Origin of the sequence: Lactobacillus sp. A27, from assembly GCF_016742815.1 — a bacterium.
Classification (GTDB): Bacteria; Bacillota; Bacilli; order Lactobacillales; family Lactobacillaceae; genus Lactobacillus; species Lactobacillus gallinarum.
The window spans coordinates 1-243 of sequence record NZ_JAEHNT010000096.1; the positions used below are offsets into that span (position 1 = coordinate 1).

General features: G+C 45.3%; 1 pseudogene. It reads left to right on the forward strand.

From position 1 onward, the window contains the following. A pseudogene (locus tag JEM49_RS09265) lies at window positions 1-243 on the forward strand (hypothetical protein); the annotation flags it as partial.

Genomic DNA, 243 nt, shown 5'->3' on the forward strand with positions numbered 1-243 from the left:
ACACCGGATGAAACTCCTGAAGATAACCAAGACGTCTCAGATGAACTGGATGAAGCTTCAGCCGATGATGAACTAGATGAAGAAGCAGAAGATACACCGGATGAAACTCCTGAAGATAACCAAGACGTCTCAGATGAACTGGATGAAGCTTCAGCCGATGATGATCTAGATGAAGAAACAGAAGATACACCGGATGAAACTCCTGAAGCTGATCAAGACGTCTCAGATGAACCAGACGAAGCC